This window comes from Gottfriedia acidiceleris, assembly GCF_023115465.1.
In the GTDB taxonomy this organism is placed as follows: domain Bacteria; phylum Bacillota; class Bacilli; order Bacillales; family Bacillaceae_G; genus Gottfriedia; species Gottfriedia acidiceleris_B.
The window spans coordinates 1,891,730-1,915,975 of sequence record NZ_CP096034.1; the positions used below are offsets into that span (position 1 = coordinate 1,891,730).

General features: G+C 31.4%; 24 protein-coding genes and 1 other RNA gene. 20 read left to right on the forward strand and 5 right to left on the reverse strand.

Going from position 1 to position 24,246, the window contains the following annotated elements:
• The first annotated feature begins 1 nt into the window (after position 1).
• The 12 genes from MY490_RS09180 (at position 2) to MY490_RS09235 (ending at position 11,796) form a co-directional block, all read left to right on the forward strand.
• Positions 2-1,195, forward strand: coding sequence for a CCA tRNA nucleotidyltransferase (locus tag MY490_RS09180; protein WP_248268915.1), 1,194 nt, complete (start codon positions 2-4; stop codon positions 1,193-1,195).
• The gene (locus tag MY490_RS09185; protein ID WP_248268916.1) at positions 1,180-2,163 is read left to right on the forward strand and encodes a biotin--[acetyl-CoA-carboxylase] ligase; all 984 of its coding nucleotides are present in this window, start codon (positions 1,180-1,182) and stop codon (positions 2,161-2,163) included. Before MY490_RS09180 ends, MY490_RS09185 begins: the two co-directional genes overlap by 16 nt.
• Before the next feature lie 381 nt (positions 2,164-2,544).
• Positions 2,545-3,387 (forward strand): 3-methyl-2-oxobutanoate hydroxymethyltransferase, encoded by an 843-nt coding sequence (panB, locus tag MY490_RS09190; protein ID WP_248268917.1) that lies wholly within the window; start codon positions 2,545-2,547, stop codon positions 3,385-3,387.
• Positions 3,384-4,229 carry a pantoate--beta-alanine ligase gene (gene panC, locus MY490_RS09195; protein ID WP_248268918.1) on the forward strand — a complete coding sequence of 282 codons (846 nt, stop codon included), beginning with the start codon at positions 3,384-3,386 and terminating at the stop codon, positions 4,227-4,229. Before panB ends, panC begins: the two co-directional genes overlap by 4 nt.
• 26 nt (positions 4,230-4,255) lie before the next feature.
• Positions 4,256-4,639, forward strand: a complete 384-nt coding sequence (gene panD / locus MY490_RS09200; protein WP_025671415.1) for an aspartate 1-decarboxylase — start codon at positions 4,256-4,258, stop codon at positions 4,637-4,639.
• Between the two features lie 202 nt (positions 4,640-4,841).
• Entirely contained in the window at positions 4,842-7,631 is a 2,790-nt protein-coding gene (gene dinG / locus MY490_RS09205; protein WP_248268919.1) for an ATP-dependent DNA helicase DinG, read from the forward strand.
• Positions 7,632-7,738: 107 nt separating this feature from the next.
• The gene (locus tag MY490_RS09210) at positions 7,739-7,909 is read left to right on the forward strand and encodes a YpmA family protein (protein WP_082459338.1); all 171 of its coding nucleotides are present in this window, start codon (positions 7,739-7,741) and stop codon (positions 7,907-7,909) included.
• Positions 7,910-7,920: 11 nt separating this feature from the next.
• Positions 7,921-8,385, forward strand: a complete 465-nt coding sequence (locus MY490_RS09215; RefSeq protein WP_098234769.1) for a cell wall elongation regulator TseB-like domain-containing protein — start codon at positions 7,921-7,923, stop codon at positions 8,383-8,385.
• A gap of 15 nt (positions 8,386-8,400) precedes the next feature.
• Positions 8,401-9,588, forward strand: a complete 1,188-nt coding sequence (locus MY490_RS09220; RefSeq protein ID WP_248268920.1) for a pyridoxal phosphate-dependent aminotransferase — start codon at positions 8,401-8,403, stop codon at positions 9,586-9,588.
• A gap of 289 nt (positions 9,589-9,877) precedes the next feature.
• On the forward strand, positions 9,878-10,594 hold the full coding sequence (locus tag MY490_RS09225; protein ID WP_432707048.1) for a DnaD domain-containing protein: 717 nt from the start codon (positions 9,878-9,880) through the stop codon (positions 10,592-10,594).
• 46 nt (positions 10,595-10,640) lie between these two features.
• Positions 10,641-11,303 carry an endonuclease III gene (gene nth, locus MY490_RS09230; protein WP_248268922.1) on the forward strand — a complete coding sequence of 221 codons (663 nt, stop codon included), beginning with the start codon at positions 10,641-10,643 and terminating at the stop codon, positions 11,301-11,303.
• Positions 11,293-11,796, forward strand: a complete 504-nt coding sequence (locus MY490_RS09235; protein ID WP_248268923.1) for a YpoC family protein — start codon at positions 11,293-11,295, stop codon at positions 11,794-11,796. Before nth ends, MY490_RS09235 begins: the two co-directional genes overlap by 11 nt.
• 100 nt (positions 11,797-11,896) lie before the next feature.
• Here MY490_RS09235 and MY490_RS09240 read toward each other — a convergent pair whose 3' ends face one another.
• Positions 11,897-14,617: a transglycosylase domain-containing protein gene (locus MY490_RS09240; RefSeq protein WP_248268924.1), complete on the reverse strand. Its 2,721-nt coding sequence runs from the start codon at positions 14,615-14,617 to the stop codon at positions 11,897-11,899.
• Positions 14,618-14,667: 50 nt separating this feature from the next.
• Positions 14,668-15,279, reverse strand: coding sequence for a Holliday junction resolvase RecU (gene recU, locus MY490_RS09245; protein WP_098429784.1), 612 nt, complete (start codon positions 15,277-15,279; stop codon positions 14,668-14,670).
• 94 nt (positions 15,280-15,373) lie between these two features.
• On the opposite strand from recU, the gene MY490_RS09250 reads away from it, so the two are divergent.
• Positions 15,374-16,381 carry a DUF2515 family protein gene (locus MY490_RS09250; RefSeq protein WP_248268925.1) on the forward strand — a complete coding sequence of 336 codons (1,008 nt, stop codon included), beginning with the start codon at positions 15,374-15,376 and terminating at the stop codon, positions 16,379-16,381.
• Positions 16,382-16,865: 484 nt separating this feature from the next.
• Positions 16,866-17,117 (forward strand): hypothetical protein, encoded by a 252-nt coding sequence (locus tag MY490_RS09255; RefSeq protein WP_248268926.1) that lies wholly within the window; start codon positions 16,866-16,868, stop codon positions 17,115-17,117.
• Positions 17,118-17,250: 133 nt separating this feature from the next.
• Here the strand turns inward: MY490_RS09255 and yppF are convergent, their stop codons facing one another.
• Entirely contained in the window at positions 17,251-17,427 is a 177-nt protein-coding gene (gene yppF, locus MY490_RS09260; protein ID WP_248268927.1) for a YppF family protein, read from the reverse strand.
• 200 nt (positions 17,428-17,627) lie between these two features.
• Here yppF and MY490_RS22310 point away from each other — a divergent pair, with 200 nt between their 5' ends.
• Positions 17,628-18,425 carry a YppG family protein gene (locus MY490_RS22310; protein ID WP_432707049.1) on the forward strand — a complete coding sequence of 266 codons (798 nt, stop codon included), beginning with the start codon at positions 17,628-17,630 and terminating at the stop codon, positions 18,423-18,425.
• Positions 18,426-18,486: 61 nt separating this feature from the next.
• Here the strand turns inward: MY490_RS22310 and MY490_RS09270 are convergent, their stop codons facing one another.
• A complete protein-coding gene (locus MY490_RS09270; RefSeq protein WP_248268928.1) occupies positions 18,487-19,215 on the reverse strand; it encodes a GntR family transcriptional regulator in 729 nt (242 codons plus the stop codon).
• A gap of 658 nt (positions 19,216-19,873) precedes the next feature.
• On the opposite strand from MY490_RS09270, the gene MY490_RS09275 reads away from it, so the two are divergent.
• The 4 genes from MY490_RS09275 (at position 19,874) to MY490_RS09290 (ending at position 22,589) form a co-directional block, all read left to right on the forward strand.
• On the forward strand, positions 19,874-20,440 hold the full coding sequence (locus MY490_RS09275; RefSeq protein WP_248268929.1) for an SLOG family protein: 567 nt from the start codon (positions 19,874-19,876) through the stop codon (positions 20,438-20,440).
• Positions 20,441-20,516: 76 nt separating this feature from the next.
• Positions 20,517-20,822, forward strand: coding sequence for a cell division regulator GpsB (gpsB, locus tag MY490_RS09280; protein WP_088010652.1), 306 nt, complete (start codon positions 20,517-20,519; stop codon positions 20,820-20,822).
• A 78-nt stretch (positions 20,823-20,900) separates the two neighbouring features.
• An RNA gene (gene rnpB / locus MY490_RS09285) (RNase P RNA component class B) lies at positions 20,901-21,286 on the forward strand.
• Positions 21,287-21,437: 151 nt separating this feature from the next.
• On the forward strand, positions 21,438-22,589 hold the full coding sequence (locus MY490_RS09290) for a THUMP domain-containing class I SAM-dependent RNA methyltransferase (RefSeq protein WP_248268930.1): 1,152 nt from the start codon (positions 21,438-21,440) through the stop codon (positions 22,587-22,589).
• 114 nt (positions 22,590-22,703) lie between these two features.
• Here MY490_RS09290 and MY490_RS09295 read toward each other — a convergent pair whose 3' ends face one another.
• Entirely contained in the window at positions 22,704-22,922 is a 219-nt protein-coding gene (locus tag MY490_RS09295) for a hypothetical protein (protein ID WP_069031943.1), read from the reverse strand.
• Between the two features lie 169 nt (positions 22,923-23,091).
• Here MY490_RS09295 and MY490_RS09300 point away from each other — a divergent pair, with 169 nt between their 5' ends.
• Positions 23,092-24,018 (forward strand): Gfo/Idh/MocA family protein, encoded by a 927-nt coding sequence (locus MY490_RS09300; protein WP_248268931.1) that lies wholly within the window; start codon positions 23,092-23,094, stop codon positions 24,016-24,018.
• Positions 24,019-24,246: the final 228 nt, after the last annotated feature.

Here is a 24,246-nt window from a genome sequence, read left to right on the forward strand (position 1 = left end):
TATGGAAATTTTTGATAAAGCAAAGCCGATCGTAGATAAATTAATAAAAAATGGCTTCGAGGCATATTTTGTCGGCGGTTGTGTAAGAGATAAATTATTAAATAGAACAATTGGGGATATTGATATTGCAACTTCAGCTTTACCTGAAGAGGTTATGTCAATATTTCCAAAAACAGTTCCGACTGGATTACAGCATGGAACGGTTTTAGTTATACAAAATAGTGAGCCATATGAAATTACAACATTCCGAACTGAATCAACATATCATGATTTTCGTAGACCATCGGAGGTTACATTCGTAAAATCAATCGAAGAAGATTTAAAACGAAGAGATTTTACAATGAATGCCATTGCGATGACGACAAAAAATGAAATAATAGATCCTTTTAATGGTACAAATGATCTTTATGATGGGTTAATTAGATGTGTGGGTGAGGCTAAGGAAAGATTTCAAGAAGATGCTCTTAGAATGCTAAGAGGTATACGGTTTGTAAGTCAATTAGATTTTCGTTTACATGATGAAACGTTTAAGGCAATTAAATCAAATAAACATTTAATTGAAAACATAGCAATTGAACGCATTTCGGTTGAAATAGAAAAAATGTTAATAGGAAAGTCACCTAAAAAAGGTATTGGACTATTATTACAAACAAATTTAGTAAATCATCTTCCAAGCTTAAAAGAATATACAAATCAGTTTAGAAATCTACTAGACCTACCTATTCAATCATTAAAAACAATCGAAGAGATTTGGGCGTTAATATTATATAAATGTAATTTTGATAACCCAGAACAGGTTTTAAGAAGTTGGAAGATGTCGAATAGTCGCATGAAACAAATACTAAAGGTTTATAATTTGTTAACTGAGAAGAAAATTAATTGGAGCAATATTAAGTTATATCAAGTTGGATTACCGGATGCAATAAAATATGAGCGTTTACAGTATGTCCTTGACAATATTGATGCAAATGAATTTAATGAGGATTTATTAAAGAATTTATATAAACAATTACCGATTTATTCAATGTCAGATATATGTATTACAGGTAATGATTTATTAGAATGGTCACAATTAAAAGGTGGTCCATGGTTGAAAGAAGTATTAAGTAAAATAGAGTTTCAATTAGTAGAGAACCAGCTTGAGAATAACCAACTTGCTGTTAAGGAGTGGTTCATAAATTGGCTTCAAAAGTAAAAGAAAGAATTATACAATTGTTTACGGAAAATAGTAATGAATATTTATCAGGTCAATTTTTGAGTGATGAATTAGGAATTTCACGTACTGCAATATGGAAATATATGAAAGAATTGCAAGACGAAGGAATTGAAGTTGAAGCTGTTAGAAAGGTTGGATATAAAATAACAGGTAAATCTGATCGATTAACTCCAACGGATATTCAACTTGGTTTAGAAACGAAAAAATTTGGAAGAAATGTCGTATACCAAGAAGAAACTAATTCAACCCAAACAATAGCTAATGAATTAGTGCTAAATGATGCTCCAGAAGGTACGATCGTTTTAGCTGAGCGTCAATTATTAGGTCGAGGCAGATTACAAAGAAACTGGTTAACTTCAGATGGAAAAGCAATAGCGATGAGTGTTATCCTTAGACCAGCTATTTCACCTAGAGTAGCACCTCAGCTAACATTATTAACAGCTGTAGTCATTGCTTCAGCAATCGAAAAAGTGACCGGTTTACATCCTAATATAAAATGGCCAAATGATATTTTAATCAATAATAAAAAAGTATGTGGAATCTTAACTGAAATGCAAGGAGACGCGGATTGCATTAAGAGTGTTGTAATAGGTATTGGAATCAATGTTAATCAAGTTGAAGAAGATTACCCATTAGAATTAGCAGATATTGCTACATCATTACGTATTGAAAAAGGACAATCCTTTATGAGAGCTAATTTAATTCAAGCTATATTAGCTGAATTCGAAAAGTTCTACGAAATATTTTTAGAAAAAGGATTTAAACCGATAAAGATTTTATGGGAAAGCTATGCAATTTCGTTAGGGAAACAAATAAAAGCCACGACTTTAAACGAAGAAATTGTTGGTAATGCAATTGGAATTACTGATGAAGGTCAATTATTGATTGAAGACCACTTAGGTAATGTTCATACAATTTATTCAGCGGATATTTCGATAAATAAATAATGTAATACAAAATAAAACAACTCTCTTTTTATATTTGAAAGAGAGTTATTTTATTTGCTATCTAATTGTCACGTATATTTGTAAATAATACCAAGTTTTTTCTTTACTTAATTGCTATTTTTACTATAAACTGTATTGGAAGGGTACGCGACTATCGCTGATACTTCAAGGGTGGTATCTGAATAGGGTCAATCAAACTTTAGTATCCTAAGAAGAACTACACCAGGTTTTAAAAAATCAATTCTAAAAATGTGTCTGCCTTGATCCTATAGGGACTGGGACAGAGGAATGAGACGGTTTACAATTTTCCTTTGTTCTCCTTTGAGCAAAGTTTTTTTATTGTAGCCCCCATTTCCTCTTCATTTAAAAGGAGGAAAAAAGATGAAAACAACAAAAGATTTTTTAAACATGAAACAAAACAATGATCCAATCGTTATGATTACTGCTTATGATTACCCTTCAGCACTATTAGCAGAAGCAAGTGAAGTAGATATGATTTTAGTTGGTGACTCACTTGGGAATGTTGTCCTAGGATATGATTCTACAATTAAAGTTACTGTAGATGACATGATTCATCACTCAAAAGCTGTTAAACGCGGGGCAAAAAATACGTTTATAGTAACAGATATGCCATTCATGTCTTACCACTTTTCAAAAGAAGAGGCTTTACGTAGTGCATGTCGTATAATGCAAGAAGGGGACGCACACGCTGTGAAGGTTGAAGGCGCAGATGAAAATGTTTTGGAAGTGATTAAAGCATTAACAATCGCAGGAGTACCAGTTGTTGCTCATTTAGGATTGACTCCTCAATCTGTAGGTGTATTAGGTGGCTATAAAGTTCAGGCACGTGACTCTGAAAGTGCGATGAAATTGTTTAACGATGCAAAAAAATGTGAAGAAGCTGGAGCATTTGCAATCGTACTTGAGTGTGTTCCAAAACAAATTGCAAAGGATATTACTAAAGATCTTTCCATTCCAACAATAGGAATAGGTGCTGGTGTTGATACAGATGGTCAAGTACTTGTTTACCATGATTTAATAACATATGGTGTTGGTCGAGTAGCTAAGTTTGTTAAACAGTATGCAAATGTATCTCCAACGATTGAAAATGCAATTGCTTCCTATGTACAAGAAGTTAAAACTAGACAATTTCCAGATACTAAGCATTCGTTTACGATGAAAGAAGAACAGTTAAAGGCGTTATACGGGGGAAGTTCGCAATGAAAGTGTTTCACACAATAAATGATTTAAGAAATGAATTAAAAATTCACAGAAAAAATGAAAAATCGATTGGATTTGTTCCTACGATGGGTTTTTTACACGAAGGTCATGCATCATTATTAGAAGAAGCTAGAAAAAATAATGATATCGTCGTTTTAAGTATTTTTGTTAATCCGACTCAATTTGGCCCGAATGAAGATTTTGATCGATATCCAAGAGACTTTGAAAGAGATGAAAAAGTTGCACTAAATGCTGGTGTAGATTGCCTCTTTTATCCAACAGTTGAAGAAATGTATCCAAATGAATTAAAATCAACAATGAAAGTAACTAAACGAGTAGATGTCCTTTGTGGTGAAAAAAGACCTGGACATTTTGATGGTGTCGCATTAGTTGTAACAAAATTATTTAATATTGTTCAACCAGACCAGGCTTATTTTGGATTAAAGGATGCTCAGCAAGTCGCTGTAATCGAAGGTTTAGTTGAAGACTTTAATATTCCTGTAAAAATTAATCCAGTTCCAACTATTAGAGAAGAAGATGGATTAGCTAAAAGTTCTAGAAATGTTTATTTAACAGACAAAGAAAGACAAGAAGCACCAGTTCTTTATAAAAGTTTACAAAAAGCAGTTGAAGAGATAAATAATGGGAATTTAAATCCTAAACAACTGCAACAAAATATTATTTCTACAATACAAAGCGAAACATCTGGAACAGTAGATTACGTAAGTATTTATTCTTATCCAGATTTAGAGCCTTTAAATAAAATAAATGGAAAAGTAATTATTGCGTTAGCAGTAAAATTTTCTAATGCTCGCTTAATCGATAATATTTTAATTTCTATTTAAGGATTGAACAACTAGGGGGAAATGACATGATTCGCACAATGATGAGAGCAAAACTTCATAGAGCTACAGTTACAGAAGCTAATTTAAATTATGTTGGAAGTATTACAATTGATCAAGATTTAATGGATGCTGTTGATGTACTTGAAAACGAAAAAGTTCAAATTGTAAATAATAATAACGGTGCACGACTTGAGACATATGTTATACCAGGAAAACGTGGAAGTGGTGTAATTTGTCTTAATGGTGCAGCAGCTAGATTAGTCCAAGAAGGCGACAAAGTAATTATTATTGCATATGGTCAGGTAGAGGAAGAGAAACTGGATCAACACGAACCAAAGATTGCTATTTTAAATGATGCAAATGAAATTGTCGAAATGATTGGCAAAGAAATTGCAGGTACAGTTAAGTAAAAAGTCAACTTTTGAATTTCGAAGCATGAAGTTACTTGATTAGGATTAAAGTTATTTAACAAATCAAGAGAAACAGTGAAGAAAACGAGTGTTTAAAGGGCAATATAGAATCCCCTTCTTTAGGGGATTTTTTTGTTGGTTGTATTGTTTAATCTGTTTATGCAAAATAATATCTATATAGAGAATTTGGAGGTGGCAAAATATGAATAAATTTGTGGTCGTTGACTTAGAAACAACCGGAAATAATAATAGAGGTCAAGATCGAATTATTCAAATTGCAGCCTTTTTATTGGAAAGTGGAGAAGTTATTGAACAGTTTTCAAGTTTTATTAATCCAAATATGAATATTCCACCCTTTATTTCTGAACTAACAGGGATTTCAGATGAAATGGTTCAATATGCTCCTCAATTTGAACAAATAGTTGAAGAATTATACCCCATGTTTAATGACGCCTATTTTGTTGCACACAATGTGCATTTTGACTTAACATTTTTGCAAAAAGAATTTGAACGGATTGGTTTACCAAAAATTTCACCGTTAGCTATTGATACAGTGGAGTTAACAAGAATTTTATATCCAACTTTAACTAGTTATAAATTGACTGATTTAGCAAAAGTATTCAATATACAACATGAAAACCCACATCAAGCTGATAGTGATGCTGAAGTAACCGCCGAATTATTAACAATTTTATTAAAAAAACTTGAGAGCTTGCCATATGCATCCTTAAAAATATTAGAAAATCTAAGCACTAGCTTTAAAAGTGACATTACATACTATATTTCGGATCTTCTCCAAAAGCAATCTGAATCATTTTCAAATGAATCTGTTGATTATGAAGAATTTAGACGAATAGCCCTTAAAAAAAGAAGCTTTAGTTTACCTCAAGAGGAAGAAGATTTCGTAGAATTCGACGAGTATCTTAAACGTGAACTTGTAGATCAGATGGCTGTGGAAATTCCAAATTTTATAAAAAGAGATGAACAGTTTGCCTATATGCATGATGTGTTCGATGCATTTAGCCAGAATAATATTCTCTTAGCTGAGGCTGGAACAGGTGTTGGCAAGACATTTGGCTATTTAATTCCATCAGCATTTTTCTCAAAACAATTTGGCAAACAAGTGGTCATTAGTACAAGTACCATCTCGTTACAAAAACAATTACTTAAAAAACATATAAAAACGATTGAAAAAATAGTTCCATTTCAGTTGAAAATAGCCTCTATACAAAGTAAAAGAAATTATCTATGTCTGCAAAAATTTGAATATATTGTTGGTGAACAATTTGATGATAATTACGATAGTATTTTATCGAAGGCAATGATAACAGTTTGGCTAACTGAAACTGAAAATGGAGAATTAGATGAATTATCACTACCTTCAGGTGGCTTACATTTATGGGATCGTGTTTGTTGTAACGAAGAAAGTGAAAATAAAAAAACAAATCCTTGGTTTCATAAATGTTTTTATCAAAAGGCTAAAAATCAATTAATGTTAGCCGATATAATTATTACAAACCATGCATATTTATTGTCGACTTTAAAAAATAAAGATCACTTAATTAATTCTGTCAAAACAATTGTAATTGATGAGGCACATGCTCTTGAGGAGACAGCATCAAAAACGTTTGGAATCACTTTTTCTTGCTTAAAATATTATCAATATTTAAGTAGATTAAGTACTACTGATAGTAATGAACTTGTTCACCGATTATATAAATTTGATGAGGGAATACCAAATCGTGAAAAATGGTGGAAAAAAGTTGATCATTTAGTGAAAGAAATAAAGTATGAATCAGAAGAGTTATTTAGGTTATTACGTGATTTTATTTTAAGTAAACAAAATGAACTTGATAAAGAAAACATTAGACAGTCAATTACATTAAGTGATAAAAATACTGCTAGCCAAAATTGGAAGGTTATTCAAGAATGTGCAAATAGATTAATGCATGTGAATAACACTTTATTCTCGGGTTGCGAACAATATTTGAATTTAATTGAAGATCATAAGGTATCAGCTTTTCACCGTTCAATCGTTACGGAGTTTAAAGTGATTATTGAACAATTAAAAAGCATGAAAAATGGTCTGTATGAAATACTATTCGATAAAAATGATCATTATATTGGCTGGATGGAAACTGAAGCAAAAGGTTCATTTCATACAACGATGCTTTATAGTGAGAAAGTTGAAAATGCAGATTTAATACAAAATTATTTAATTAGTGGAAGAAATTCGATTGTACTAACATCAGCTACAATGTCGATTGATTCATCCTTCTCATTTATAAAGTCATCATTAGGAATTAGTGAAAATAACAATGTTATCGAAAAAATATACCCAGTCCCAAATGATTTTGCCCAAGGGATGAGAGTGTATATTCCTTCAGATTTAATGGGAATAAAAGAGATCACGCAAGAAGAATATGCATTACAAACTTCGAATACAATTCGCAAAATTGTTACGGAAATAAAGGGTAGAACATTAGTTTTATTTACAGCTTTTGATTTATTAAAACAGACTTATGATCTATTAATTCAAGATTTAGACTCACTGAATTCATCTGTATTAGCTCAAGGTGTTTCTCCTGGAGGAAAACAAAAGTTAATAAAACAGTTTTTACAATCTAAACAAACAATTTTGTTAGGTACGAACACTTTTTGGGAAGGAATTGACCTACCTAATGAAGAATTAGATTGTTTAATCATTGTACGCTTACCGTTTACAAACCCTGAAAAGCCTATGTTTATTGCTAAATCAAATTTATTAAAAAGAGCTGGAGAAAATTCTTTCTCAAGTTTGGCTTTACCATTAGCAGTATTTAAGTTTAGACAAGGTTATGGTCGTCTAATTCGAAATGAAAAAGATCAAGGTTCTTTATTTGTTTTAGATAATCGCATAATAAATACTAGTTATGGATCAGAATTTTTAAAGTTAATCCCAAAAAACAAAATAAAAATTAATACTATTGATGAATTATTAAAAGATTTTTAGTAATTTTTCAAAATTTAGCATAAGAATAGTAGGGGATTTAAGGGTAGACGTATGGTATAATGACATAAATTGTAATGTATTTATAATACATTTTTAGGAGGAGCAACATGAATTCAAATATTGAAGTATTATCAACAACAAAAATTGAATATACTAGAGATTTATACAAAATTGTTGATAGTTTAAATCGTACTTTAAAAGAAAAAGATTTAATGTTTGGACTTGCACTTGATAAAGAAGATCAAGAATATGCGGTATTTACAATTTATCGAACATAAATGAGGTATATATGAAAAAATGGTTAGTCATCCTTGGATTAAGCATCATTTTTCTTTCATTATTTTTAATCGCCACATATCAATCATCAATTTCAAAGCTAAATGATGATAAAAAACATGCCGAAGAGCTTGTTTTACATCAAGGGTATTTAAAATCAGTGGAAACTTCTGATTATTTCCATGGAAAAGAACAAGCAATCGTTGTAAGTGGTAAAGATGATGCAAATAATGAAATGATCGCGTGGGTACAGGATGGAGAAGTTATTACACGAAAGAAAAGTGAAGGATTGACCCAAAAACAAATTATTGACAAAGTAGTCAGTGAGAGAAACCCAAAAAAAATACATAAAGTAAAGTTAGGAATAGAGAACAAAATACCACTTTGGGAAGTAGTATATATAGACCAAAACGGCCGATATAATTTTTACTACGCTGCTTTCGAAAATGGAGAGCTTTTAAAACGTTATAGTATTTAGGGGGAAATTAACAAGATGAAACTAGCAAAAAGAGTAAGTGCACTAACACCATCTACAACACTAGCTATTACAGCAAAAGCAAAAGAGATGAAAGATCAAGGAATTGATGTAATTGGATTAGGTGCAGGTGAACCTGATTTTAATACACCAGTTGAAATTATTGAAGAAGCTTATTCAGCAATGCTTAAAGGCCAAACTAAGTATACTCCTTCAAACGGTTTACCAGCTTTAAGAAAAACTATTTGTGATAAGTTATTGAAGGATCAAGGATTAACTTATTCTCCAGGAGAGGTTGTTGTAACAAATGGTGCAAAACATGCACTTTACACACTTTTCCAAGCGATTTTAGATCCTGGTCATGAAGTAATTATTCCGACACCTTACTGGGTAAGCTATCCTGAGCAAGTTATTTTAGCAGAAGGTGTACCGGTATTTATTGAAGGTTATGAACATCAACAATTTAAAGTAACACCTGAACAAATCGAAGCAGCAATTACAGAGAATACAAAAGCGATCATTATTAATTCACCAAGTAATCCAACTGGTATGATTTATAATGAGCAAGAATTAAAAGCAATCGGAGAAATTTGTTTAAAACATGATATATTAATCGTTTCTGACGAAATATATGAAAAATTAGTATATGATGGTGCAAAACATGTTTCAATTGCATCATTAAGCCCAGCGCTTAAAGAGCAAACGATTATTATCAATGGTGTATCAAAATCTCATTCAATGACAGGATGGAGAATTGGATATGCTGTTGGTAATAAGGAAATAATTAATGCGATGACAAATCTTGCTAGTCACTCTACTTCAAATCCTACTACAATGGCACAAATCGCTACGATTAAAGCATATGAGTTGGGCGATGGTCCTGTTGAAGAAATGAGAGTAGCGTTTGAAGATCGTTTAAATAAAACTTATGAGCGTTTAATTACAATTCCAGGATTTAGCTGTGTTAAACCGAATGGTGCATTTTATTTATTCCCAAATGTGACTGAGGCAGCTAAAATGGCAGGATATCAAAATGTAGATGAATTCTCTACTGAATTACTTGAAAAAGCTAATGTAGCGGTAATCCCTGGTTCAGGATTTGGTTCACCTGATAATATCCGACTTTCATATGCAACATCTCAAGTACAGTTAGATAAAGCTTTAGATCGCATTGAGCAATTTATGAAAGCAAGTATCTTAAGTTAATTTCATTCAGTTGGAAACTTATATTTTTAAATACGGAAGCTAAGCTTATGCTTAGCTTTTTTTATAAATGTTTAGTAAAAATTTTTAATCAAACACTAAGCAAAGCATTCCATCTTTATTAAACAGATTATATCCTTAATTAAATAATTTATTAGTTGGTTTTTTAAATACTAAATAGATATACTAAAATAGAGGTGTGATTTACATGCCTCTATTTATTTTTATTTTACAAGTTTCTTTTACTGTATATTTTAAGTAATCATGCTATACTATGCTAGAGGTGTTCGAAGTGAATAATAATAGCATTCTAAACTGGATTCAATTTGGGAATATTAGTATTCCAAATATACTTCTCAGTCATTATTCTTCTTTAAACATAAATGAAGAAGAACTAGTCATGATTCTACAGCTTTACTCTTTTCAACAACAAGGTCATACGTTTCCAACACCTACTCAATTAGCAAAGATTATGTCATTAAATGAACAAAAATGTATGGAAGTTATTCGAGAACTTCTAAAAAAAGGTTTATTAGAAATTACAGAAGAAATTGACCATCATAACTTACGATGTGAGGCATATTCACTTTCTCCGTTATGGTTAAAATTAATTGATTTGACCCAGAATGGTCAACAATCAAATGAAAATGAAAAACATACTATTCCTTCAATTATTGAACAAGAAGAGGAATCAATTTACTTAGTGTTTGAAAAAGAATTTGGTAGATTATTGTCTCCTTTTGAGATTGAAACTTTAACAATGTGGATGGACCAAGATGATCATAATGAAAAACTAATAAAAACTGCACTTAAAGAAGCAGTTATAAGTGGGAAATTAAATTTTCGTTATATAGATCGTATTCTATTTGAGTGGAAGAAAAATGGAATAAAGCAAGTAGACCAAGCAATGAATTATAGTAAGCATTTTAGAAAAAAAGAAACAAGAGAACCACAAAACGAAACAAAGTATACAGGATCAATTCCTTTTTATAATTGGCTGGAAAAATAAAGCGAGGACATGCTCCTCGCTTTTGTTTAGTAAGGAGTGTTTTGAGATGTTAAATAAACAACAAATAAATGAGGTTCTAAATATAATTGGTGATATGTTCCCCGATGCACATTGTGAATTAAACCATAAGAATCCGTTTGAATTAGTAATAGCGGTTGCTTTATCCGCTCAATGTACTGATGTTTTAGTAAATAAAGTGACAAAAAATCTATTTGAAAAATATAAAGAACCTCAGGATTATTTAAATGTTTCTTTAGAGGAATTACAAAATGATATTCGCTCAATCGGACTTTTCAGGAACAAAGCAAAAAATATCCAAAAATTAAGTGAAATGATTATAAATGAATTTAATGGAGAAGTTCCACGTACTAGAGAAGAGCTCGTAAAATTACCTGGAGTTGGTAGAAAGACAGCTAATGTAGTAATGTCAGTCGCATTTAATATTCCAGCAATCGCAGTAGATACTCATGTTGAGAGAGTTTCAAAAAGATTAGCTATATGCCGTTGGAAAGATTCTGTTTTAGAAGTAGAAGAGACCTTAATGAAAAAAGTTCCGATCGAAGACTGGGGAGTAACTCATCATCGACTCATATTTTTTGGTAGATACCATTGTAAAGCTCAAAGGCCGAGTTGTGAGGTATGTCCTTTACTTGATATGTGTAGAGAAGGAAAAAAACGAATGAAAGTGAAGAAAGTAAATGACAAATAGTATTTATAAGGATTTTATCGTTACGCCATTTTATAAAGACAATGCCAATGAACAAATAATCAATGAAGAAATTAAAATTAAAAATAAACCGTTTTTTTATGAAAGCAATCAGATTCTAGTTAATCAGAGCACTAACATTCCGAATGAAAGTGATGAAATTATTAAAGAGATGATTAATGAATGGAAAGAGGAATCTGAACATATTTCTAACTACTTTAAACAACGTAATCGAAAACTTGCGTGCGAGCCGATGATTAGAGGCTTAGCTAATTTTATATCAATACTTACATGGATAAATGGCCAAATGCTGCTTAATTTAAATAATTTATTACTTGAGTTAGATAAATTAAAGATTAAGCCAATCAATTTAGATGAACGTATTAGTTTTGTATTAAATCAACCAGATCACTATCACTCATTCATTCAACTTTCTGGCTTATATACGGAGTTGGAAAAACTTTATTATAAGCAAAAAATAACCTCCTCAAAATGAGGAGGCTTATTTAATACTTAGAGTAAATCCGTTATTCTTATGCTCAATGTTTAGATTAATTACATAGAAAAACCTCCTCAAAATAGAGGAGGTTTTTAATTTATGCAATAATATTACGTTCCAACTTATTAAATCGATTAGTAGAGTATGAATCTGTGTTATACGAAGTTGGATTCGTATTAGTTGGTTTTGATGGTTTAGTTGGTTTAGTTGGATCTGGCGTAGTAGGAGGTGTAGTTGGATTTGTATTACCATCTCCAGTTCCGCCACCATTGCCATCACCTGTTCCAGTACCCGTGCCGTCACCTGTTCCAGTACCCGTGCCGTCACCTGTTCCAGTACCCGTACCGTCACTTCCAGTACCCGTACCGTCACCGTTTCCAGTACCCGTACCGTCACCGTTACCGTTACCGTTACCATTACCGTTACCATTACCGTTACCGTTACCATTACCGTTACCATTACCATTACCGTTACCATTACCATTACCATTGCCATTATTATCAGCTGGTGGGGTAGTAGGCTCTTTGGTAGTAGTTAAATCGACTGTAACAGTAACCGCAGCACTCTTAGTTTCGCCATTAGTTGCCACGATTGTAATTTTTACTTTGTTTCCAGCTACGATACCATTAATTTTTGCTGATGTTCCATTTATTTTTTGAGTTTGGCCTTTAACACCGTTTATATCATAGTTTACTTCAAAAGTAGTAGAAGCAAGTAAATCAGAAGGATACTGCCAATTTAGCGAAACACTGCTCGTTTTTTCATCATATTTGGCTGTAACACTTTTAGCTGGATCTAATGTATCTGGTGTAGGTAGATCATCCATTTTTTCACCTTTAATATATAATTCGTCTTGTACTTTTACAACTGAACTTGGTTTATGGAACTCAGATGAAGGATCAGCTGTTGCTGCTAACATATCTCTAGCAATATATTTAGCTATATTTGTTGATGTTTTACTTAAATAATGACCTTGTTTATTTGTCTCATATCCAGTCCAAACCGAAATAGTTACATCTGGAGTATAACCAACAAACCAACTATCTCGAGTTGCGTTTGAAGGGAAGCCATATTTGTCTTTTACTTCTTGTGGGTAGTTTGTCGTACCAGTTTTACCTGCCATATCAAGACCAGGTACATTAGCTCTACCGCCCGTACCGCCTGGAGCCTTAACAACATCACGTAGCATATCTGTAATCATATATGCAGTGTAATCGCTCATTGCTTGTTTTGGTTCAGGAGCTAATACTTTTTCAGTTTTATCTTGGTAGATAATTTTTGTAACAGCATGTGGTTTTATATATACACCGCCATTACCGAAGGCTGCATATGCACCTGCCATATCCATTGCAGATACACCTGTAAATCCGCCGATTGCATGAGATTCATAAAAACTGTTTTTTTGGAAGTTAAATCCAAGTCCGTTACCAAATTCACGTGATTTATCTAATCCAACTTGCTGCATTGTTTTTAATGCAGGAATATTTCTTGATCCGATTAACGCCTTACGAATTGATAATTTACCTTTATATGATTTATCAGCGTTTCGAATAGGGGTCCCATCAGAATATTGATATGGCTCATCAACAAGTTGATGATTAGTAGACCATTTTAAATATTGTATCGCAGGACCGTAGTCTAGGATTGGTTTAATAGTTGATCCAGGTTGTCTTTTAATATCTGTTGCAAAATTTAGACCACCACTTGTTGTGTTTCTTCCAGCACCTACAGCTTTAATTTCACCTGTTTTAGTGTCAGTTAATACAAAACCAGTTTGGAAATCATCACTTGGATAAAAATCAGATCCACGATTAATAATTTCATCTGCTTTTGCTTGTGCTTTTGGATCTAAAGTTGTTTCAATTGTTAATCCATCTGTATTTATATCTGCATCACCGTATTTTTTTACCTCATCCATTACGACATCAATGAATGCTTGATACTTTGTCTGACCACTTTCATGAACTTTTACTAATGATTTTTCTGGAATTGCTTTTGCATTAGCATATTGTTCATTCGTTATAAATCCATACTTTTTCATCTGGCTTAATACAACATTTCTTCTAGCTTCTGATTCAGCTGGATGTTTTGCTGGATTGTAGTTGTTTGGACTTTGTACCATACCAGCAAGTGTAGCTGCTTCAGGTAATGTAATTTTCGATAAATCTTTACTAAAATATGTTTCACTTGCTTTTGCTACACCATAAACTCCTCGGCCTTTTAAACCATTTGAGAAGTAAACTTTATTTAAATACATTTCTAAAATTTGTTGTTTAGAATATTTTTGTTCAAGCTGGAATGATAAATACCATTCTTGTACTTTACGTTTAATTGTTTTTTGTGGAGACAAAAATGAGTTTTTAACAACTTGTTGAGTAATCGTACTACCACCTTGTGATCCAAATCCACCAGTAATATTAGCTAAAACTGCGCCAAGCACACGGCGAATATCAACACCTTTATGCTTATAAAAACGTACGTCCTCAGTAGCAATAAATGCATCTTCTACTACTTTAGGAATCTCGTTATATGAGATTTTCGTTCTTTGTTCAGTTCCTAGCTCAGCAATAACATTCCCATTTTTATCTAGAATCGTAGACGATAAAGGTACTTTAAGCTTTGATTCATCAAGTTTAGGTGCATCACTTACTAAATAATAGAAAGTTCCAACTCCTCCAAGAATACAAAGTACCGCTAATGTTAGTATTGATAAAGTAATCTTTTTCCATAAACCTTCACGTTTTTTTGGTTTGACATTTGAAGGCTTTTCCATTTCCATTTGTTTTCGTTCTTGTCGTGAACTATACTCTTTTGCCATTTTTTTGTTTCTCCTGCCTTTCAAATGAACTTAATGAAATTATTAAAATATTAAATTACAAAAAGTTCATCGATACATTTTAAGTAAGGAACTATTATTGGATAACTTGGTTTTAGTAACGTTCCATACTCTTTGCATTCTTCTCTAGAAATTGATTTTCTTCCACCATCTGTTTGCCTTTTCCAAAAGGTAAGAATATCAGTTGCTTTCATAAAATAAATTTCATTATATAATGAAAATTTTAATATGACAAACGATATTCCACCGTGATTCAGTACATTTTCCATATGCTCTATTTGGTGTAAATGGAAGTTTTGTAAAGGAAAACTAGTCTTATTATTGGTTTCCTTAGCTTCAAAATCAATATACTTCCCTTTATAGATGCCATTATAGTCGGTAGTTGATGGTTGCTTAAAATAGGCTTCTCTAATCACTGCAGCACTTCTTTTTGGGTAGTCTACTTTTACGATTTGTACAGGTGTTGGTTTTTTATGTATGTTTGCGATGTTATTTGATAAATAATACGTATTAGTAGCATTTAAATCATCTTCAAGGGACATTCCGCGATTACTATAAGTATTATTTGATTTTACTTGTATTTCGTTATTTTTTTGATTTTTTTGAACTACATTATTTCTTCGATTTGGGTAACTTATTGTCATAAAACCAACTCCACATTAATTTACATACAACTCGTATTATAGCACTAAAACAGATGTTCGTGTAAAAAAATACCAGATTGCTTGGGGTGAGTCAATGAATGCAAACCATGAAAGCTGGAAAGGTTTCATAAAAAAAAGAAGAGAAGATCATAATTTATCACATGAAGAAGCAAAACTTATTGATTTAATAAAGAAAGAAGCAGTTAAATATAATGCAGATAATATTTCCAGAACGATTGCATACCAAGAATATTTCTTAAGACAAAGTGAAATAGAGTGGTCTTTTCTTGCAAGTATGGTGTCACGTAATGCAGGCTACAACATGACTGATCTGGAAAACCCACTATTCGTGAATGGACTAAGTGAAAAACAAAGAAAACAGCTTTTTATGACCTATGAACGGGCAAATTGGATTATTTTTTTAGATGCATTTCCACAGTTGCTTCTTTTTGAATATTCAAAAGTGAAAAATAAGCCATTATTTTATTTATTGAAATATTTTTCAGTATCTAGTTTTATGGAAATTGAATGGGAGAAATATTGGACTGATCGTGATAAGAAAAGACTAGTCTATTCATTGATTATTAACGAACAAAATATGATAGAAAGACCAGTCATTCAAAATAAATTTTTTAAAAGTGAAGTTTTTAATTCTTTAGCATTTAAACTTCAGGAACAATTAAAACTTAGTTATGTTATATTTCCAACAAGAAATGGTGAACTATATGGACTTGGAGTTTATCAATTTGAGGATTTAACAAAAAGGATTCAAATTGGTAAACAATTATATTCAATTTTATTTCATGAAGATTTGCAAAATGAATTTATTGATTTTGCTGTGCAAACTATTCACACAGGCAGTAGAAGTGATTATGAAGGGTTAGTTGGAATTACAAGTTCAAATAATCCGAAATTAAGAGATGTTTATCCAATAATTCCTCATACACGAACTGTAGAGGATGATTGGTATATAGATAGTAAAATTTTAAATGAGTGGTATGAATATGAGGAAATTATTAATGGAGATAGTTTTAAGCAATCTTTTTTAATAAAGCAGGAGTTGCTTGGTTCATTGTTAAAATTGAAATCGATTTTTCAATAAAATGAGTCATAAAGTGAAAATCAACATCACTCTACTCCTTTTACGAAAATTTGGTAATTTAATTGACGAGGATGTTTTTCATCAGCGTGAAAAAAGCTAGCACAAAAATGCTAGCTTTTTTCTTTTTAATCGATTTTCATTAGAAAGGATGTCAATCAAAATCGAGTGGTTCCCAATATTTATGTAGCAGGGAAATTAGGTCCATCTAATTTTGGATTACCAGTTTGTTGACTTTTACTTTTTTCTTGTTTTTTCTTTTTTTCATTTTTGTTTTTTGCCATTTGAAACACCTCCATGTAATATACCTTTCCCAATTCTGTTCCACGTTACAAGTTTTTTTGTCGAAATTATAGATGAAAATACCTTTATTCACTTTGTTTAGCGAAATAGTTCTAGTTTTGTCACTAGGGAAGGAGGAAGGTGAACGGTTGTTGAATTTATTTTGTAAAGAAATTTAGAAAATTAGAAAGAGGAGTTGAACTGTATGGAGTTAATTCAAAGAGATGATTTTTTTCGAGCAATTGATGAATTTTTAAATGAGGTTGAATTTATTGAGCACTCCTTAGCTTTAAGAATTGATCAAAAATGTGATGAAGAAAAGAATTTACTTTTAAATAAGATCCAGTCAACAACAGTGCATCTTCATCATTTTGAAAAGAAAGTAAGCCAAGCAAAAGAGGGTGGTAGTTGGATCTCAACACCATTTTTAGGAAGACAGTTAGCATTTACTATTTAATAAATAGATAAGTTAAACATATTTGTTTTGAATGAAGGGATACGAGAATAATGGTATGAAATAAGCGATACACTTTTACAATTTAGTAAATGTGTATCGCTTTATTTCTTATAATATTATATATTCCCGATTACTAAATTGGCTTATAAGCACCAAATAGTTCAAGTTCTTTAACTAATTCTCTGTAATGTTGAATAGTAACCTCACCATTTAGGTAATTTTGTTGTAAAAAGTCCATTAATTGATTAAAGTCAGTTGGTTCGAAACTTTTTGATGAAATAAACTTGCTCTTTAGTTCTTGTAAAGTCATTATTACCCCTCCAACATTAAAATTTAATTAACAACTTGTATAACTAAATAAAATGTACCATAAATATTTAAGATTTAAATTTTTTTAAAAATTTAAACTTCCGACATATTATGACAATTAGCGTATAAGATAATAGAAGTAACAGAATAGGCTTATGTAACATATTTATAAATGAGAAAACTTATAATGGATGTGAGAAAATGAGATCTCAAATGTTTCCTCCAAATCATTCAGATAACAGCTTTGAATGGTTTAGAAAGCAAAATCAAATGATTGATGAGAATTTTAATTTTCCAGAAATGAATCAACTATCTAATGAAAATCAGCGTTATTATGGAAATACAATTCAACCTTTTTCCCAAAACCCTACTATGAATACACTACAACCGCCAGTTCAATCGCAACAAGCACAATCGACTCAAATAACACAACCAGTTCAAACAACACAATCAACTCAGCCAATCCAACAATCACAGATGATTGAGCCATCTCCTTATGGGGGGGCATCAATACAAGCTAGTAGTTATGATCAAAGTCAAATGCAGTATGCAGCACCACAACACTTTTCGATGCAGCATGCTACTGTTCCATATAACCAAGGGTATCAATACGATCCTAATTATTATGGAATGATGCAAAACCAAAATCCATATATGCCAATGTATCCTTCCCAATTTGGTAATCAAACGAACTATTTAAGCAGCCCTCAAAATCACCAGTATTCAATGCAACCTCAACATGCTCAAATGTTACAACAAGGTCCATTTACAACTCCACCAATGTTTGCGCCTAGTACTCCATATCCAACTCAACCAAAAAAATTAAACCAGCAAAATAATAATGGCCAATCTTTTCAGTTTTCATCAATATTAAATCAATTTAAAAATGGTTCAGGTTCATACGATGTCCCAAAAATGATGTCTACTGCAGGTCAAATGATGAATACGATGAATCAAGTAGGTGGACTTTTTAAACAAATAGGGGTTTTATTCAAATAAAAAAGCCAGGGTTGGTCTCCTGGCTTTTTTAAATCGTATAAAGAATTTACTTTCTATACGATTAATCATTTCTAGATAAAGAATGTACAAGCTTGTAGCGGTCTGCTCTATATACAGTCAGTTCGTATTCTAAAACTTTACCACTTCTTAAATAGGTTGTTCGATAAATTGCTAATACGGGACAATTCGGTGGAATTTGTAATAACTGAGCTTCTTCTTCAGAAGGCATTCTAGCTTGAATCGATTGATCTGCATATTGAATAGGATCTGGAATATTGGCATTTACATAATCAAAGAATGATTTTTCTAAAACACTTTGATTTAGGTTTGGAGCAATATCACATGACACGTGGATACTTTCAATCGACATAGGAATTGAGTCTGCTAAACGGACCCGTTTTATAAAATAAATAGGATCGTTTTCTTTTATCTTTAGTATATTGGATAGTGCTTTATCAGAATTTAAAATATCAAATTGAATTAATCTACTACTCGGTTTTAAACCTCTCTCAACCATTTCTTCAGTGTAACTATTTAATCTACTAATTTTTTTTTCAACTTTTTGACGACTAACAAATGTACCTTTACCTTTTTGCCTGTAAACAATTCCTTCTTGCACTAAATTATTTAATGCTTGTCGAACGGTCATACGAGATATTTGGAATTTCTCTGAAAACTCTCTTTCTGATGGAATCAATTCATCAGCAGGGTATTCACCTGAAGCGATTTTACATTTTATGTATTCTAATAATTGATGATAAATTGGTATTGGGGAATTTTTGTTAATCATTTTTTACTCCTTGAATTGCATTAATTATCTATATTTAAAACGATTTCATAACTCATTTTAAAGGAATAAAATGCTTTCGGCAATCATTGTGTATCCTCTCAAAAATCAGAATATTTAAACTTTTAATCATTATTAATTTTATTGTTGTGAAATATGTTCAAACCTAATAAAATAAAAAAGTTGACATTAAAGTATATTTAGGATATTGGAGAGGATAATTTTGAACAAAATACTTTTTTTATTTTTTTTCACAATTACATTAACATTAATTATTTTTACGAGTTTTAAACAAGCTTTGTATGTAATTTTATCATAAAATTTCGACGAAAAGATTTTAACAATAATATTCCTATCACAATAACTAATCTAAAGGGAATAAAATATCCTCTATTAGCAGCAATCAAGTATTGAAATATTGATCTTAATAGTTGATTTCCACTAAGCTTATGACTACTATGTAAAGTTAAATATTAGATTCCCTCAATATAAATTTCTACATTTGAATATTATTTAAATTAATGGTTTTTGCGAGATAAATTTATACTTACAATATTTATTTGTTTACGAAATAATTGAAATAAAGCAGAGTATTTAATAAAATAAAATTTAATTTGTGGAAGAACTTTTAGTTCTTCCTAATTTATTATTGTGAGGTAATATGAAGATACTACTTATATCTGGTTATAAGTCATTTGAATTAGGAATTTTTTCGAATAAACACGATGCAGTTAAGTACATAAAAAAAGCAATAAAAAATAAAATACTTTTATTTATAGATGAACTAGAATGGATTATTATTTCAGGGCAAATGGGTACTGAATTATGGACCGCAGAAGTAGTATTCGAACTTCAGCTTGATTATCCTGAATTAAAGTTAGGTATTTTTACACCCTACGAAGAACAAGAAAAAAATTGGAATGAAGCAAATAAAGAATATTATAATGAAATCTTAATTGGGGCAGATCACGTCGACTCAATTTCAAGAAAACCATACGAATCTCCTGTACAGTTAAAAGCAAAAAATGAGTTTTTAGTTCGTAAAAGTGACGGGTGTATTTTATTTTACGATAATGAAAAAGAAGGTAGTCCTAGATATTTATATGATTTAGCATACAAGAAAAATGAACTATATAATTATCCTGTAGAAATCATCACATTTGATGATTTACAAGTGATTGCAGAAGAGTCATTTGAGAATGATGACAATAAATATAGGGAATTATAGAATAGATAATTGACAATTTATGAAGAGTTTGAAAAAATAGAAGGTAAATATTTCTAAATGTTTTGGGGTGACACACATGGAATCAACAAAAATAAAACTAAGTATAAAAGATATCCTAAATAAAGAGTTTAAAGTTTCAATGCGAGGATATAATCAAGAGGAAGTGGATCAATACTTAGACACTATCATTAAAGATTATGAATCGTTTCAAAATCAAATCGTAGCCCTACAACAAGAAAATGCAAAGTATAAAAAATTGTTGGAGGACCAAAAGAATACTGCTACACCTCCACCATCACCTTTTAATAATACGAATACTGATGTTCTAAAAAGGTTATCAAATTTAGAGAAGCATGTTTTTGGTAGTAAACTATTCGAATAATTTTAACTTAATTTATATTTTAAGAAAGCATTGCAAATTTAAGTATAATTTACTATACTAATAAATGTTCGTTTCAATATGTTCGGGTAATCGCTGCAACGCTTGACGTTGTTGAGGAAAGTCCATGCTCGCACAGTCCTGCGATGGCTGTAGTGTTCGTGCCTATCGAAGTCATAAGATAGGGTAGCTGTGATAACAGCTAACGGCAGGGAACGGACCTAAGTCCTTTATGGATATGGTTCTACTACCTTTAAAGTGCCACAGTGACGTAGTCCTCGAAGAAATGAGAGGAGTGGAACGCGGTAAACCCCACGAGTGAGAAACCCAAATTATGGTAGGGGAATCCTTTCAAAGGAATTGAACAGAGAAAGGGACAGATTATTCTGTAGATAGATGATTACCACCTTGTAGTACGAGGCGAGAGCCGCTTGTAGTACGAATGGTACAGAACATGGCTTACAGAACATATGAAATGATGAAACTGTTTAAAAACTCTTCATTCTATGGAGAGTTTTTTGTAATTTCGACATAAATTGTTCATAATGAAAATAGGAATCAAAATGAAAATATGAAAAGAAAAGTTCATTCTTAGTTTGAATGAGATAGGTGGTTAAATTGGCGAAATATACATTAATTGCTACTGCTGCAATGGGAATCGAAGCACTAGTCGCTAGAGAAATAAAAAGCCTAGGGTTTGAAGATGTAGTAGTTGAAAATAGTCGAGTATTATTTAAAGCGGACGAAGCTGGAATTGTGAAAGCGAATTTGTGGCTTAGAACAGCTGACCGAGTAAAACTACGTGTTGGTGAATTTAAGGCAACCTCATTTGATGAATTATTTGAAAAAACAAAAGCCTTACCTTGGCATATGTTTATACCAAGAAACGGTCAATTTCCTGTGTCAGGAAAATCACATAAATCAAAATTATTTTCAGTATCAGATTGCCAAGCAATCGTCAAAAAAGCAATTGTTGATAAATTAAAAACAATCCAAAATATTCAAGGAATGTTAATTGAAGATGGTCCATTATTTCGAGTGGAAGTTTCTATTTTAAAAGATATCGTAACATTAACGATTGATACTACTGGTCGTGAAGGATTACATAAAAGAGGGTATCGCGTTGATCAAGGTGAAGCACCATTAAAAGAAACACTTGCCGCTTCATTAGTATTACTAACGAATTGGAATGCTGATTTACCTTTTGTTGATCCATTTTGTGGATCTGGTACGATTCCAATTGAGGCTGCATTAATTGGACATAATATCGCTCCAGGATCGTTTAGAAGCTTTGCGTCTGAAGATTGGCATTGGATCGGTAAAAAAAGATGGAATGAAGCAAGACAAGAAGCAGAAGACTTAGCAAATTATGATCAAAAACTTGAAATAATCGGATCTGATATTGATCATCGAATGATTAATGTTTCAAAAGAGAATGCTGATGAAGTTGGGCTATCAGATTCAATTGCTTTTAAACAAATGCAAGTAAAAGACTTTACTACTAGATCTGAGTATGGGTATGTTGTTACCAACCCACCATATGGTGAGCGATTAAACGATCGACCTTACGTTGAAAAGTTATATTCAGATATGGGGAATGTATTTACAAAATTAGATACATGGTCAGTGTATGTACTAACTAGTCATGAGGGATTTGAGCAATTTTACGGTAAACCAGCAACAAAAAAACGTAAATTATTTAATGGTTTCATTAAAACGGACTATTATCAATACTTTGGAAAAAGACCTCCAAGAAGAATCGAAGAGTAAAAAGTTAAAAGGGTGTTCCCAATTGTCTATTCAGACGATTGGGGCACCTTTTTATTTATATTAAGTTATTTCATAAAAGTTTTACGAACAAAAATTGTATTCGTTTTGTTAACATTATAAATTTATTGCAGGTACAATTCTAAATCCGTGATTTTTTTCGAGTAAATGTGCAACATGCCAATTCGTTTCTGCAGTACTTTTATATTGAGTGACTAAATCATGGAATTCATCATTAGAGAAACTCTTTTCATGCTGAAGTAAATAAAGGTCTCTTACAACACTTATATCATCATTTGTATCAAAATTAGTCTGAATTAAAGAATATAAGTACAAATAAACACCTCCAAACAACCATTTTTATCATTTTTTTAGATTTCCCGATAATTCGAATGTTATTGCCATTAGATTATTATGAAATAAAATCATTTTTCTTTTAAATGAAGAATGATAATTTGTTACAATAAATCTAGAAAAATAAGCCAATTTAAAGGACTGATCAAAAATGAAAAAACCACGTATTGGAATGGTAGGATTAGGCAATATTGCACAAAAAGCATATCTACCAATTCTTACAAAAGAAGAAAACTGGGATTTTATCGGTGCATATTCACCAAATAAAGAAAAACGTAAGAAAATATGCTCACAATACCGAATTCAAGATTTTGAAAGTTTGGAATTACTTGCAGAACAAAGTGACGCAGTATTTGTACATAGCTCAACTAGTTCACATTTTGAGGTAGTATCGTATTTATTAAATAAAGGTAAAGATGTATATGTTGATAAACCACTAGCAGCTACATTGCCAGAGTCAGAAAAATTAACTGAATTAAGTATGAAACTAAATCGAAAACTTATGGTTGGATTCAACCGTCGATTTTGTCCAATGTATGTGCAGGCAAAAGAACAGGCAAAGAATATAGCTGTAATTAGATTTGAAAAACATCGAGAGAATAAAATTGGCTCTAATTCATTCGAGTTTACGATGCTGGATGATTATTTACATTTAGTTGATACCATTAGATGGTTTGTAGATGGAGAAGTTAACCTTTTTAATGGTAGAGTCAAACTTACTCATACTAATCAATTAGAGTATGCTACTCACCAATATGAATCGTTTAAAGGAACAACTATTAATACAGTAATGCACCGAATGGCAGGAACAAATCTTGAGCGCTTAGAATTAATTACTGAAGGTTCGATTATAAGAGTAAAAAATATGAACAACTTTGAGGTAGAAAAAAATAATACAATAAATAATTCGTTTTCGTCATCATGGGACACAACATTAAAACAAAGAGGCTTTGAGGATTGTATTAACCATTTTATCAATTGTATATACTTTGACGAAAATCCAGCGATCAATGGAGAAGAAGCATTAAAATCTCAAATGATTGTTGAAGAAATGATAAAACAAGCAAAAGGCTGGTAAAGTTAACTAAGGAGAGATTAGGAGTATTAAGAATTGAAAGCTGGAACATTCAATTCGTTCCAATTTAAATTTCCCTTATTCTTTAAGTGATCATGCCTTATTTCCCTTGCCTTTCCCTCACATTTTTTGTATGATAGCGGGTAGAGACAATTTTTAAATAATATAATGGATCGAATAAATTTGCAAAATTAAAGTTCTCAAAAGAGGACTTTTTCTTTTTAATTTACA

Coding starts and splice junctions, on each gene's coding strand:
- MY490_RS09255 (WP_248268926.1), top strand. CDS start 16,866: ATGGAGTTAATTCAAAGAGATGATTTTTTTCGAGCAATTGATGAATTT.
- MY490_RS09220 (WP_248268920.1), top strand. CDS start 8,401: ATGAAACTAGCAAAAAGAGTAAGTGCACTAACACCATCTACAACACTA.
- panC (WP_248268918.1), top strand. CDS start 3,384: ATGAAAGTGTTTCACACAATAAATGATTTAAGAAATGAATTAAAAATT.
- panB (WP_248268917.1), top strand. CDS start 2,545: ATGAAAACAACAAAAGATTTTTTAAACATGAAACAAAACAATGATCCA.
- MY490_RS09240 (WP_248268924.1), bottom strand. CDS start 14,617: ATGGCAAAAGAGTATAGTTCACGACAAGAACGAAAACAAATGGAAATG.
- MY490_RS09270 (WP_248268928.1), bottom strand. CDS start 19,215: ATGATTAACAAAAATTCCCCAATACCAATTTATCATCAATTATTAGAA.
- dinG (WP_248268919.1), top strand. CDS start 4,842: ATGAATAAATTTGTGGTCGTTGACTTAGAAACAACCGGAAATAATAAT.
- MY490_RS09250 (WP_248268925.1), top strand. CDS start 15,374: ATGAATGCAAACCATGAAAGCTGGAAAGGTTTCATAAAAAAAAGAAGA.
- gpsB (WP_088010652.1), top strand. CDS start 20,517: ATGGAATCAACAAAAATAAAACTAAGTATAAAAGATATCCTAAATAAA.
- panD (WP_025671415.1), top strand. CDS start 4,256: ATGATTCGCACAATGATGAGAGCAAAACTTCATAGAGCTACAGTTACA.
- MY490_RS09300 (WP_248268931.1), top strand. CDS start 23,092: ATGAAAAAACCACGTATTGGAATGGTAGGATTAGGCAATATTGCACAA.
- nth (WP_248268922.1), top strand. CDS start 10,641: ATGTTAAATAAACAACAAATAAATGAGGTTCTAAATATAATTGGTGAT.
- MY490_RS09210 (WP_082459338.1), top strand. CDS start 7,739: ATGAATTCAAATATTGAAGTATTATCAACAACAAAAATTGAATATACT.
- recU (WP_098429784.1), bottom strand. CDS start 15,279: ATGACAATAAGTTACCCAAATCGAAGAAATAATGTAGTTCAAAAAAAT.
- yppF (WP_248268927.1), bottom strand. CDS start 17,427: ATGACTTTACAAGAACTAAAGAGCAAGTTTATTTCATCAAAAAGTTTC.
- MY490_RS09235 (WP_248268923.1), top strand. CDS start 11,293: ATGACAAATAGTATTTATAAGGATTTTATCGTTACGCCATTTTATAAA.
- MY490_RS09215 (WP_098234769.1), top strand. CDS start 7,921: ATGAAAAAATGGTTAGTCATCCTTGGATTAAGCATCATTTTTCTTTCA.
- MY490_RS09275 (WP_248268929.1), top strand. CDS start 19,874: ATGAAGATACTACTTATATCTGGTTATAAGTCATTTGAATTAGGAATT.
- MY490_RS22310 (WP_432707049.1), top strand. CDS start 17,628: ATGAGATCTCAAATGTTTCCTCCAAATCATTCAGATAACAGCTTTGAA.
- MY490_RS09180 (WP_248268915.1), top strand. CDS start 2: ATGGAAATTTTTGATAAAGCAAAGCCGATCGTAGATAAATTAATAAAA.